This is a genomic window from Paenibacillus sp. PAMC21692 (assembly GCF_014303795.1).
Taxonomy (GTDB): Bacteria; Bacillota; Bacilli; order Paenibacillales; family Paenibacillaceae; genus Pristimantibacillus; species Pristimantibacillus agaridevorans.
Genome location: NZ_CP060293.1, coordinates 6,381,692 through 6,394,949, shown reverse-complemented (window position 1 = coordinate 6,394,949; position 13,258 = coordinate 6,381,692). Strand labels below are relative to the sequence as shown.

Here is a 13,258-nt window from a genome sequence, read left to right as displayed (position 1 = left end):
GCAAGATGCAACACATGCAACGCAATCTATGGCTGATCGCAATCGGCGTCATCGTTACGCTCATATTAGTTAATAACACGGTCTACTACTTCTTGACCAAATCAACTTTGGAAGAAAGTCATAGGGAAGAGCTGCTGACGCTTGCGAGTCAGATCGAAATCGCCGTCGAGCAGTCTCGCATGGGCGCCGAGCATTATGAGGATCAGATCGGCCGGGAGCTTCGCGCGGCGTCCATTGCCGCCCAGTACGCCCTTGATCCCGACGTGGAAAAAGTGACTTCGGAGCAGCTTCAGGAGCTGAGCAGGAAGCTGGACATCGCCCATATTACGCTGCTGAAGCAAACGGGCAATGATATCGTGCTGCACCGCTCATCCGATGGTTCGCAGATTGGCAAGAGCACGAAGAGCTGGGATCCCTGGCATCAGGTATTCAAGCAGCTGTTCGCGAAGGAAGTCGTCAAGGAAGAGTGGCTGGGGCAGTCCATGGAGAACTTCTGGAGCGGTCCGTTCGAAGTATCCTCCACGGAGCTGGACAAAGTTTACAAGTGGGGCTACTATTACGACGGAACAACAAATTATATTACAGATCCATACATCAGCTTTGCGAGGCTTGACGAGTACAACCGGATTACGGGAGCGGAACGTCTGATCTCCGAGCTGGAGAACAGAAGCGACTCCATTATGGAGATTGCGGCCATCAATCCGGCGACCTTTCCGGACGGGATCTGGACGCCTACGGAGAACGGCGAGGAGCAGGAGCATCATGTGCAGCGTCCCGTCATCTATGGCGATTATACGATTAAGCTGGATCGCGATGTCGAATACGTACGCCGCGCTTACCAGGAGCACGAAGTGCTCACGCTGGAGGAAAAGGCAGGGGGCAAGTCGGTCTATAAGCTGTTTATCCCCGTATTCGTAAAAGACAAAGGGATCAGCATTACGGACGAATACGGCAAGCAGTTGGACAGCTACGTGCTGACGATCGCTTCGGATTACGAGGTTATTAAGAGCAAACTGGACAACCAGTTTCTTAATCTCGGACTTATCATTGCTCTATTGTCCATCGTTAGCCTGGCGATTGCCTACACCGCTCTCCGCTATTACAAATATACCCGCGAGAAAGCCGTACAAGTCGCCCAGGAGACGTACGTGGAAGAGATCAACAGCTTGTTCCACTCCGTCAAAGCCCAGCGGCACGATTTCCTGAACCATGTCCAGACGATCAGGGCGCTTGCGGAGCTTAACAAACATCAGGAGCTTGTAGCCTACACCAAAGAATTGACCAGCGATATCCGCTCCGTCAACGATTATATCAATATCGGCAATCCGGCGATCGCCGCGCTTATCCGTTCCAAAATCTCGCAGGCGGAGAGCTACCGGATCACATTGGAATGCAGCGTAAGCGGTCTTGATCTGCAGGACATGGGGGCCAAGACGCTGGATATGAATCGTGTACTGGGCAATCTCATCGACAATGCCTTCGACGAAGTGCTGAAATACGACGAAAGCATGCGGGAGGTAGAGCTTGCCGTCGCGCAGAGGGGGAACGCGCTGGAAATCATTATTACGAATACCTGTCTTAATGCCGAGGAGCTCGTCCAGAAACCGCTGTTTAAAGCAGGTTTCTCCACGAAGCAGGATGATCATCAAGGACTCGGCTTGTCGATCGTCCAATCGATTGCAGAACGATACAAGGGCAAAGTCACCGTATTTGCGACAAGCCCGGATAAGCTGACTTTGTCCGTGTATATTCCACTCGCATAGTTAAATGCAAAAGAATGGAGATAAAGAAATATGAGTTTGTTGACAGTTGAGCAATTATCGCATACGTTTGGCGATCGGGTATTGTTTAGAAACGTTTCCTTCCGCTTGTTGGAGGGGGAGCATGTCGGGTTGGTAGGCGCAAACGGCACAGGGAAGTCCACCCTTATGAATATTTTGACGGGGAAGCTGCTCAAGGACGAAGGCAAGGTCGAATGGACGCCGCGCGTTCAATACGGTTATTTGGACCAACATACGAAGCTCGAAGCGGGAAAGACTATCCGTGACGTGCTGAAGGACGCCTTCGCTCCTTTGCTCGTGCTGGAAAACGAGCTGAATGAAATTACGTTGCAGATGGGCGACGCAGACCCGGATACGCTGGAGCAGCTATTGATTCGGATGGGAGAGATTCAAGAGGAGCTTGAAATCGGCGATTTCTATCTCATCGACGTTAAGGTCGACGAGATGGCCAACGGTTTAGGCCTAACCGCGATCGGACTCGACCGCGATGTGACGGCGTTAAGCGGCGGACAACGGACGAAGGTGCTGCTCGCCAAGCTTCTGCTGGAGAAGCCGGGCGTGTTATTGCTGGACGAGCCTACAAACTATTTGGATGACGAGCATATTAACTGGCTTACGAATTATTTAAGAAATTATCCGCACGCGTTTATTCTGATTTCCCATGAGACGTCCTTCATGAATCAGGTCGTGGGCGTGATCTATCATCTCGAATTCACGAAATTGACGCGTTACTCGGCCAATTACGATAAGTTCCTGGAGATGGCCGAACTGAACAAATCGCAGCATATCGACGCCTACGAGAAACAACAGGAATATATTAAAAAACAAGAAGAGTTTATTCAGAAAAACAAAGCGCGCGCTTCGACCTCGGGGCGGGCAAAAAGCCGGGAAAAGCAGCTTGACCGCATAGACCGGATCGACAAGCCGGAGGAAGCGGCAAGACCGACCTTTAACTTCAAAGAATCCAGAACGAGCGGCAAAACCGTATTCGAAGCGGAGGGAATGGTCATCGGCTACAATAAGCCGCTGCTTCCCAAGATGGATATGGTCATCGAGCGTGGCGATAAGATTGCAATCGTAGGTTGCAACGGCGTAGGAAAGTCTACGCTCCTTAAAACGATTCTGGGAGTCGTTGCTCCTCTGGATGGCAAAACGTATTTGGGCGATTATTTATCGCCCGCTTACTTCGAACAGGAAGCCAAGGCTCCCACGATGACTCCGCTGGAAGACGTATGGGACGAGTTCTCTTCGATGAGCCAGCATGAGGTTCGGGCAGCATTAGCTCGTTGCGGTTTAAAAAATGAACATATTACGCGGGCCCTTAATCAGCTTAGCGGCGGCGAGCAAGCCAAGGTTCGTCTTTGCAAGCTGATGATGCGGGAAAGCAATTGGATCCTGTTCGACGAGCCGACCAACCACTTGGACGTATATGCCAAAGCCGAATTGAAACGGGCTTTGCAAGCTTACAAAGGCTCGGTTGTTCTTGTGTCCCACGAACCCGAATTTTACGAGGACTGGGTAACCAAGATTTGGGATGTGGAAGCATGGGCGATGCAAAGCGTGGGGTGATAGAGAAAAACTTTTAAGCGAAATCGACGATTTAACAGGAACGCCATCCTGGGGCTCGCGCCTCCGGGATGGCGTTTTTTTGTGTTATAATGGAAAGAATGCAAAGAACGGATGAGAGGCGGGTGGAAGACTGCAATGCGTGTATTCGACGACAGAATGTTAACGGCGCTCGAAGGACAAATGGGCGAAAACATAGAAGGCATCATGATCAAGCGCGGCTGGCAGTACTTCAAAAACGGCTACGTTCAAAGCGCGAAGGAAACGACGAGCGACATTTTGACGGGCATCGTCCAAGGGACCGAGCTGTATGCGGTCGTCATCGACGCCGAACAGTTCCGCTACAGCAAGTGCACCTGTCCGTACGGCGATTATTGCAAGCACATGGTTGCCGTCTACTTCTATTATGTGGCGTTCCGGGAAGGAGAAGAAGCCGCGGAGGCTTCGTACTTCAGACTGCTCGGATTGGCGCCCGCGAGCAAGCTCGTGAAGCCGGAGAAGAAGGAGGAAGCCGATCAATTGGCCTTGTTCGAAGTCGGCGTCGGCAACCCGGGTCCTTCCGGTTCGCCAGAGGAGTGGTTCTCCTGGATGGAGGCCGAGTACGGCGAATCGTTCAGGAAATGCCGGCATTCGCTGCATGCCCTGCAGCCCGTCTTGTCGGCGCTCAAGGGGACTTCGCGGGATTGGGAGAAGCCTATGCAGCGATTGCACTGGCTGGCGTCCATTGCCTTTACGCTGGAGCAGGCTGAGCGGGCCATCCTGACCGTGGACAGCTTTAGCCGTTATTATCACGAGATGTCGTTCTTGCGTATGGCAGAGCCTTGGCTGGAGCATGGTTTCTCCTTGTTGTCGGAGCTTGCCCCCCTTGAGATGGGCGAGGCGGAGCTGCGCTGGGCCGAGGTGCTTGCGGAACGGGCGAAGCATAGGGCGATGATCGCCGAGCGCCAATTATTCGATTGGCCGATGCTGTATCTGGCCTATTGCGAAGTGATGTCGCGGCGCAGGGACTGGTTTGATCGGGAGTTGGCGGCGCTGCTTGCGGCAGCGGAGCGCAAGGAACCCCAGAACGACGATTCGTTTCTGCATGCGGCGGCGGGCATGTTCTACTTTCTGGACGGGGATGACGATGCGGCCATCGCGCAATTTTCGCGAAGCGCCTTCGAACGGACGCAGAAGCTTATCTATCCCTGCGTGGCTCAGCGGATGGAAGCCGGCAAGTGGGAAGCCGCGAAGGAATGGATGGCGTATTTGTTCGAACGCGTGCATGCCGCCAGAAATGCTCGCAATATCGGCCCATTTATGACGCTGTGCCGCCGCGCGGACGAGGATCGGCCGCAGGAGGAGATCTGGGCGTCTTATATGATCGGGCTGTTGCCATACTCCTTCGGGGATCTCTCCGAGCATTGGCTTAACGTCAAGCGTTATGAGGATTGGGCCGATCTCCAGATGCTCGTCGGAGCAAAGATGGAGGAGCTGGATGCGGCGGCGCTGCGCGAGGTTGCCAAACAATCGCCGGAATCGCTGCTGCCGATCTATCATCAATCCATCGAGGCGAATATCGCCACGAGAAATCGGCAGGGCTACCGGATAGCCGTCAAGCAGCTTAAAAAGCTGGAGAAGCTGTACAAGGGACTGAAGGATGCAGAGCGTTGGGATTTGTACGTGGCAAGCATTATGGGGAAATACCAACGGCTCAGGGCGCTGCAGGAAGAGCTGTGGAAAGGGAAAATCGGCGTATGAGAACAACATTGAACTTTCGGAACCTGACGGTGGACGGCAAATGGAGCATGGAAGAAGGAAGCCCGGCGCTGCTGCTTGGCGCGGTCGAGCGAAAGGACTTGACGGAAGGACGTCTGCGCTCGTTGTTGTTCGCATGGCACAAGGCTTCTTGGTACGGAGCGGACGTAGAAGAGGAAAGAATCGGCGGACAGAGCCTGCTCAAGCTGGGCCCGCTCGCCGCCGTCGATTATTTGTCGCAGCCCCGTCATGTCCGTTTGCTTGACGTGAAGTGGAGCGATCGGCTCGGCGTCCTTATCCGAATCGCCGGCATGATCCGGACGATGCTGCTGCGAGGCTGGTTTATGCCGGACTGGCGGCACTGGAGCGAGGAACGGAGGAGCTGGAGGGCCGACTTGCCGGAGGACGCCGCCGAGTTCGCGGACGATTGGGCGCAGGCTCTTCGCGATGCGGCCGAACATGGCGATGCCCGCGCGGAGTCGTGGCTTGGCGCGGCGATCGAAGAACTGCTGGCCAGCGATAACGGTGCGGCGGCCGCTTGGGCGGACATTGGCAAAAAGATGGGCGAAGGCGTGCTCAGGCAGAAGGGGAGCGACGAAGACGAATGGCTTATCGCCATTGGCTTCCGCAGGGATATGCTGCCGTTCCGCGTGGCGCTTCAATTGCTGGAGCCCGGCGAAGGATTGGGCTGGAGATTGCGCCCCGCGCTGCAGGATCAGTCGGGCGGAGAATGGCGGGCGATTGCCAAGAATCCCGCCGGAGAGTGGCAGGCTGAGCGCAAGGATGAGGCCGGTCCAGAATATGGCGATTATGACGCAAATGGAATCGTTGATCTTGACGCTGGCAACGGATTGCCTGCCGATTGGCGGGAGCCGCTCGTCGGCAAGATGAACAAGGAAGAGTCCAAGTGGGCGCAAGTATTGCCTCATCTTGCCGAGGCGGGAGAATCGGAAGATGAAGTAGGAATTACGGTAATTGATGCGGCAACGCTTCGCTGGTCCTTGACGGAGCAGGAGGCATGGAGCTTCCTGGAGCACGACAGTCTTCGGCTGCTCGAGGCGGGTACGCCAGTCCTCCTGCCTGCCTGGTGGGAGGCGGTTCGCAGCCGAAAGCTGAGAGTGCGGGCGAAGCTCAAGTCGTCGGTCGGTTCCTCTGCGCAGCCGATGTTCGGTCTCGACCAGATCGTCCAGTTCGATTGGAAGCTGGCTCTGGGCAATATCGATCTCTCCGAAGCCGAATTTATGCAAATGGCGGAGGAGAACAGAAGGCTGGTGCAAGTGGGTGATCAGTGGGTCCATCTTGATCCGCAGGACGTCGCGGAAATTCGCGCTTGGATGAAGCGGGTAGGCAAGCGCAAGGGACTCTCATTCCGCGACGTGCTGGAGATGCATCTGCGGGGCGGCTCGGAGATGGAGCTGGACAGCGAAAGCGAGGATGGTTTGCGGGCCGAGGTCGAGTTGAACGAACATCTCGGCGCCTGGCTGGCGCAGTTGCAGCAAGTGTCCCGCATTCCGGAGGCCGAGCTGCCGTCGTCGTTTTTGGGCGAATTGCGTCCATATCAGCTGCAGGGCGTATCCTGGCTGTTGTTCCTGCGCCAATTCGGGCTGGGCGGCGTGTTGGCTGACGACATGGGTCTCGGCAAAACGATTCAGTTCATCGCGTATTTGTGCTGCGTACAGGCGTCGGGTGATCCTGCCGCAGCTGCGTCGCTGCTTGTCTGTCCGACATCGGTTATCGGGAACTGGGAGAAGGAGCTTCGGCGATTCGCGCCGTCGCTCAAGGTTCATATCCATTACGGCGGCAAACGCGTGAAAGGCGAGGAACTGAAGGAGCTCGCAGGAGAATACGATCTGGTCATCACCTCGTATTCGCTCGCGCAGCTGGATGAAGAGGATATCGGGGCTGTGGAATGGAACGCGCTTTGTCTCGATGAGGCCCAAAATATTAAAAATGTGTACACAAAGCAATCCAGCGCGATTAGGAGCTTCGGCGCCCGCCACAGGGTCGCGTTAACCGGCACGCCGATGGAAAATCGGCTGACGGAGCTATGGTCGATCTACGACTTTATCAATCCGGGTTATCTCGGCAGCATGGCCGATTTCCGCAGGGCGGTCGTCGCGCCGATCGAGAGAACGAGGGACGAAACGATCATACAAGGACTGCAGCGCTGGGTAAGGCCGTTTATGCTGCGTCGCGTAAAGAAGGACCCCGCCATCCAGCTGTCGCTGCCGGACAAGATCGAGTCCAAAAGTTTTATGACCTTGACCGCCGAGCAAGGAACGTTATACGAGAACATCGTATCCGAGCTGATGGAGAAGCTGGATACGCTGGATGCCATGCAGCGGCGCGGGCTTATTTTGGCGACGCTCACGAAGCTTAAGCAGCTATGCGACCATCCCGCGCTTTTGCTGCACGAGACGGAAACAGAGAAGTGGGATGCCGAACGATCGGGCAAGATGGCGAGGCTGTTGGAGATGTGCGAGGAGATCGCGGCGGAAGGCGAACGTTGTCTCATCTTCACCCAGTTCGTAGAGATGGGAGCACGGATCAAGGAAACGCTCGAGGCGTCGCTTGGCATCAAGGTCCCATACTTGCATGGCGGCGTGCCGAAGGCGAAACGCGACGAAATGATTACGGCATTTCAGGAGGATGAGAAGGGCGGCGCGTTCGTCCTGTCTCTTAAGGCAGGCGGAACGGGGTTGAATCTGACGGCCGCGAATCATGTGTTCCACTTCGACCGCTGGTGGAATCCGGCCGTTGAGAACCAAGCAACGGACCGGGCCTTCCGGATCGGGCAGACGCGCCAGGTGCAGGTGCACAAGTTCATTACGCTCGGCACGCTGGAAGAGAAGATCGACGAGATGATCGAGAGCAAGCAATCGCTGAACGACCAGGTTGTCGGCGTGTCGGAGCAGTGGATCACGGAGATGAGCACGGAAGAATTAAAGGATCTGTTCGCGCTCCGGGACGATTGGCTGAAAGGATGATGACGTTTGGAGAAGGAACAATCGCGGAATCGGCTTGACCGATTGAAGCATCCGGGGCCGCTTCCGTCCATTAACGGCAAGAGCAACGGTTCTGAAGAGCAAGAAGCCGGAGAGCCGGCAGGTCCGCCGCAAGGCAACGAAGAATGGCGAACCCTGTACGAACGAATAAGGGAAGCAACCGAAAAGCTGCGAGATTGAGGATGCCACTGAGGCAAAAATAATAGAAATGTATCCCCTCGTTATCGTTTTTTGGACCTCCTTGCAGGCATGCGAATGTGGATATAATAAGATACAGGGAGACAAGTAAGGAGGGTTAACTAGCTTGCGCAGAAGTTCGATCCTGATCGTTGTCCTTCTCATTGTCACCATGGGGACTTCCGCATGCAGCGGCAATAACCCCGCAATCGAAGACAAACTGGAATTTAAGCAAGTTACCTTATCGCTCCGGCATACGCAGATCAAGGAAACGAGCAAAGCCAGATTGCGGGTGCTCGAGGATGTCGTCGCGCAGACGGAAGCCGAGAACGAAGGCGTTGTCTTCCAGCTAGAGGGCATCGACGAAATCGTCAATCGCGATACGAAGCTCAAGCAGGAGATGGCCGTCGGCAATCCGCCCGACATCTTCGAGGTGTTTGGCGGAGCGGATCTAAAGCTCTACGTAAAGGCGGGCCGTATGCTGGATCTCACTCCGATTCTGGAGGAGCTGGAGCTGACGGACAAGTTCGAGAGTTTGTCCGAATTTACAATCGACGGCCGGGTGTATGGCGTGCCATACGGCGGTTATAGCGAAGGGATTTTCTACAACAAACAAATATTCAAGGAGCTGGGCTTGTCCATTCCAAAAACATGGGATGGACTGCTGGATACGGCGGAGACCATCAAGGCGGCGGGATATGTGCCGTTCGGCCTGGCTGCGAAGGATGCGTGGGCAATCGGCATGATGTGGAATACGATCATGGTCCGATACGTGGGCATCGAGGCGTTCGGCGGCTTGCTGACGGGGGAGACGAAGTGGACCGACCCGGGGTTTATCCAAGGGTTCGAAGCTTACAATGAGCTGATCCGGCGCAAATACTTTCCGAGCGGGGCGCTTGGCTTCGAATATGCGGAGCAAGGAGCGCAATTGCTAAAGAGCAAAGCGGCGATGGTGTTTACGGGAACCTGGGACATGAGCCACTTTACAAGCGTGGATGCGGAGATTCCTCGTGGCGGCATCGGATTTTTTGCGTTCCCGTCGATCCCCGGCGGGCTTGGCGACCAAAGCTCCATCAACGCGTCGTATTCCAACGGCTTCGGCTTCTCTTCCAATCTGTCCGAGGGACAGATCGGGGTCGTCAAAGCTTTTATCGCCAACTTCTTTAACGAAAGCGTGCAGAAGCGGGCGATGAACGAGGATAAGCTGCTGCCTTCCATGAAGTTCACCGATCTCACCGACACGGATCCCATCGTTAATGAAGTGTTGACGGTTATGGGGCAGGCTTCAAGCACTTGGCCGGCATTCGATGCCATTGTGCAGCCAAGCGTAACTTCGGAGATCGGAGTCGGACTGCAGAAGCTGATCGGGGGTCTAAGCACGCCCGAGAAGGTGGCGCAGTCCATTCAGGAAGCGCAGGATAAGGCCAATCAGGCCCAGGTGAGCGAAGCGGGGCTTGGTCATATCGGGCATGCGGCGGGATCCGGCATTATATCCGGGGACGACAGCAAATAGGGGGCCGGGCAAGATGAATCTGAGACCGAAGCTGATGCTGGCCTTCATTACGCTTATTATTATCCCGATGATCGTGCTCGGCATCTTCTCCTTCCTGAACTCCGAGACCCTGCTGGAGAAGAAGTACAGCGAGCAGTCGGAAATCACGATGAAAGCGATCGGCGGCAATCTTTCTTATTTTTTTCGCGAGCTGAATCAGTTGTCCAACGGCAATGTCATTAGCAGCGTCGTTCAGGATATTTTAAAGCAGAACGATCTGTCCATGGACGATCCAAGCACGATCATTCGCATTAATCAGGACGAAAAACAGATCAGCAGCATTCTGTTCCAGCATCCTGCAGTCAGCTATGTTGTCATGTATTCCAGCGACGGCACGATGTACCGTTCGAATCGCAATGATCCCACGACGTTCCGTCCGATTACGTTCGAGCAGCTGCGGCAGCATTCTCTCTACGACGATGTCATTCGGCTCGGAGGCATCCCGCTTTGGATCGGGCCGCATGAGCAGAAGGAGCTGACCGGCGTCGATCCGCCGCTGTTCACCATGCTGCGCGTCGTTAAAGACATTCAATCCTTTAACGATATCGGCATCATGGTCACTCAGTACAAGACCGAGGATGTCAGCAGCATGCTGAAAGGGTTTCAGAATCCGGATCCGGATTCGCAGGGCTCGCGTTATTTTATTATGAACGGCAAAGGTCTCATCATGCTGGACAGCAACAAGGAATACGATGGCGGGAGCATCGATCTGTATACCAACTCCATGCCCCAGTTAACGCAGGAATACAAGAGCGCGAGGATTAAGTTCGACGGCGTGGACAGTCTCGTCTCGTCCTATAAGCTGGGGCTTAACGATTGGGTGCTGCTGTCCGTACAGCCTTGGAATACATTAACCGACGAGAACGTCCGATTCGTGCAGTGGATTGGCATGATTACGGTGCTGGGCTTGCTGTCGGCCGTGCTCTTCAACGTCTTTTTCGTTAATCGGGTCGCCAAGTCGATCATCAAGGTCGTTCGCAAAATGCGACTCGTCGAGCAGGGGCTGCTCGATATCCGGGTGACCGCGCAGGGCAAGGACGAGACGGTGCTTCTGGCTAACAGCTTCAACAGCATGGTGGAGCGGATCGGCAATCTGCTAAGCGAGGTTCGCAGGGAGCAGGACCGGAAGCAGCACGCGGAGATGATGCTGATGCAGGCGCAGATCAAGCCGCATTTCCTGTTCAATACGCTGGAGTCCATCAACGCGCTCGCGGCGCAGAACGAAGGGGCCAAGATCATGCTTATGGTGAGGCGGCTCAGCAATCTGCTCCGCACGAGCATGCATCACTCCGAGGAGATTGGCATCAAGCAGGAGATCGAGCATGTACGCAGCTATCTGGAGATTCAGAAGTATCGTTTCGAGGAACTGTTCACCTATGAGCTTCAAGTGCCGGAGGAGGCGCTGCAATATAGTATTTTGAAGCTAACGCTTCAGCCGCTTGTCGAGAACAGCATCCAGCACGGCTTCGACGGGTACGAGGACGGCCAAGGCGTCATCTCGATCGACGTCTCCGTCGAACCCCACTCGCTCGTGATCATGGTCAGCGATAATGGCAAAGGCATGGGCCAGGAGGTCCTGCAGAAGCTGTCGGAGGGCTACAGTCCGTCGAGGAAAAGTCAAGACGAGGCTGAACTGGGCGAACGGAGAGGTCTTGGCATACGCAATGTCGCCGACCGGCTCCGCATTCATTATGGACCGGGTTATGGCATGATGATCTGCAGCACAGAAGGGGAAGGCACGACGATCAGATGCATCATTCCAAAAAGCAGAGGTGAGAGCGCATGAGCGACAAGGTGCTCCTGGTAGACGATGAAGCTCACATTACCCGAAACTTGGAAAAGGTTATTCCTTGGGAAATGCTAGGTCTCCAAGTTGCAGGCTCTGCCAAAAACGGCGTAGAAGCGCTCCAGCTTCTGGAGCAACAATCCGTGCAGCTCCTGCTCTGCGATATCCGAATGCCGGTTATGGATGGACTGGAGCTCGTTCGCCTGATCCGGGAGCGGGAGATGACCTGCGACATTATTATGTTGTCCGGCTATCAGGACTTTGCCTATACGAGAGCGGCTATTCAATACGGCGTCAACGATTATGTGCTTAAGCCGATTCCCTATGACGAGCTGACAGGCGTTATTGCAAGAGTGATGTCGAATCAGCGCAGCAAGGCGAAGCAGCAGCACGAGGAACAGCAGAAGCTGGGCCGGATGATCGATCTGGCCAGCGAGAAAATACTCTACGATCTGATTATGGATTATACCGATTTCTCGGGCAGTCACTGGCTGTTCTCCGGCGACGAGCAGCAGCTGCGGACGCAGCGTTTCGTCATGATCGTACTGGATCTTGACGTCAGCTCGGAGAAAACAAAGGATTGGCGGGACTGGGCGGACAAGGAGCGCAAGCTGTGGAATTTCGCGGTGTGCAATGTGCTGCGGGAGAAGCTGCAGGGCAACGGACTGCATCATGCCGTTATCCAGATGAGAGACGGAGAATGGTGCGTGCTGATCGAGACGGCGGGAGCTGCCGAATTCGAAGAGCAACCCGTCAAAGAGTGGGCAGACATGCTGATGACCGCGGTCCGGAACCATGTAAAGCTGTCGCTGAACGCGGGAATCTACAGGCGATTCGCGGGCGTGGAGGAGCTGTCTGCGGCCTATAAGCAGGTGCAGCTCGGCATGCAGCTGACGCCTGCTCATGACACGATCACGTTGTATCCGACTGATGGGGAACGCGGACCTGCCGAAGACAAGGCATTTTGGGTAACGGCGGAAAAGCTGATCAGCGCCGTCAAGCGGGGCGATACCGCGGCTGTAAACATCGAGGTGGACCAAATCGCGTCCCAATTGCAGCATCTCAACGATCAACATAGCGCCCGGGTGAAGCCGCTGCTCCACTTCTTCGTGCTTCATCTTATGCGGGAGATGAAGGAGATGGCCGTATTTACGAGGGAGCAGGAGGAGCAGCTATGGCGCAGGCTGGACCGGCGTTTCCTGATCAAAGATCTCTTGACCTTCATCCGTCAGGTGACGGCCGCGGTTACGGATCGGTCAATCGACAAGAAGAAGCAGTCGGAGCTGTCCATGCTGGAGGCGAGAGCATTCCTTAATCGCAATCTATGCCGAGATCTGAGCGTGGAAGAAGCGGCAACCCATGTGGGATTGAGCACGTCGTACTTCAGCCTGCTGTTCAAGCAGACATTCGGCGAGACGTTTATCGAATACGTGACGCGGGAGCGGATGGAGCGTGCCAAGACGATGCTGGCGGAGACGGGGAAAAGCGTGGCCCAAATCGCCAAGGAGGTCGGGTATGCGGAGAGAAGGTATTTCACGAAGGTGTTCATGAAGTATACCGGCGACAATCCGTCGGACTTTCGTGCCAAATTTCAAGTCGAGGATGATACGATACACTAGGGCGTGTCTGAATACTCCGAGGGGAGCAGATTTTG

At 55.1% G+C, this 13,258-nt stretch carries 8 protein-coding genes; all 8 read left to right on the top strand.

Annotated elements, in window-relative coordinates; all coding sequences use genetic code 11:
- Window positions 1-14: 14 nt before the first annotated feature.
- A complete protein-coding gene (locus H7F31_RS26000; protein ID WP_187101172.1) occupies window positions 15-1,763 on the top strand; it encodes a sensor histidine kinase in 1,749 nt (582 codons plus the stop codon).
- A 30-nt stretch (window positions 1,764-1,793) separates the two neighbouring features.
- On the top strand, window positions 1,794-3,350 hold the full coding sequence (locus H7F31_RS25995) for an ABC-F family ATP-binding cassette domain-containing protein (RefSeq protein WP_187101171.1): 1,557 nt from the start codon (window positions 1,794-1,796) through the stop codon (window positions 3,348-3,350).
- 135 nt (window positions 3,351-3,485) lie between these two features.
- On the top strand, window positions 3,486-5,087 hold the full coding sequence (locus H7F31_RS25990; protein ID WP_187101170.1) for an SWIM zinc finger family protein: 1,602 nt from the start codon (window positions 3,486-3,488) through the stop codon (window positions 5,085-5,087).
- Entirely contained in the window at window positions 5,084-8,071 is a 2,988-nt protein-coding gene (locus H7F31_RS25985; RefSeq protein WP_187101169.1) for a DEAD/DEAH box helicase, read from the top strand. The genes H7F31_RS25990 and H7F31_RS25985 overlap by 4 nt, the downstream gene beginning before the upstream one ends.
- Before the next feature lie 6 nt (window positions 8,072-8,077).
- Window positions 8,078-8,269: a hypothetical protein gene (locus tag H7F31_RS25980; protein ID WP_187101168.1), complete on the top strand. Its 192-nt coding sequence runs from the start codon at window positions 8,078-8,080 to the stop codon at window positions 8,267-8,269.
- Window positions 8,270-8,393: 124 nt separating this feature from the next.
- Entirely contained in the window at window positions 8,394-9,779 is a 1,386-nt protein-coding gene (locus H7F31_RS25975) for an extracellular solute-binding protein (protein WP_261800136.1), read from the top strand.
- Window positions 9,780-9,792: 13 nt separating this feature from the next.
- Entirely contained in the window at window positions 9,793-11,604 is a 1,812-nt protein-coding gene (locus H7F31_RS25970) for a cache domain-containing sensor histidine kinase (RefSeq protein ID WP_187101167.1), read from the top strand.
- On the top strand, window positions 11,601-13,223 hold the full coding sequence (locus tag H7F31_RS25965; protein ID WP_187101166.1) for a response regulator transcription factor: 1,623 nt from the start codon (window positions 11,601-11,603) through the stop codon (window positions 13,221-13,223). Before H7F31_RS25970 ends, H7F31_RS25965 begins: the two co-directional genes overlap by 4 nt.
- Window positions 13,224-13,258: the final 35 nt, after the last annotated feature.

Coding starts and splice junctions, on each gene's coding strand:
- H7F31_RS26000 (WP_187101172.1), top strand. CDS start 15: ATGCAACGCAATCTATGGCTGATCGCAATCGGCGTCATCGTTACGCTC.
- H7F31_RS25995 (WP_187101171.1), top strand. CDS start 1,794: ATGAGTTTGTTGACAGTTGAGCAATTATCGCATACGTTTGGCGATCGG.
- H7F31_RS25990 (WP_187101170.1), top strand. CDS start 3,486: ATGCGTGTATTCGACGACAGAATGTTAACGGCGCTCGAAGGACAAATG.
- H7F31_RS25985 (WP_187101169.1), top strand. CDS start 5,084: ATGAGAACAACATTGAACTTTCGGAACCTGACGGTGGACGGCAAATGG.
- H7F31_RS25970 (WP_187101167.1), top strand. CDS start 9,793: ATGAATCTGAGACCGAAGCTGATGCTGGCCTTCATTACGCTTATTATT.
- H7F31_RS25965 (WP_187101166.1), top strand. CDS start 11,601: ATGAGCGACAAGGTGCTCCTGGTAGACGATGAAGCTCACATTACCCGA.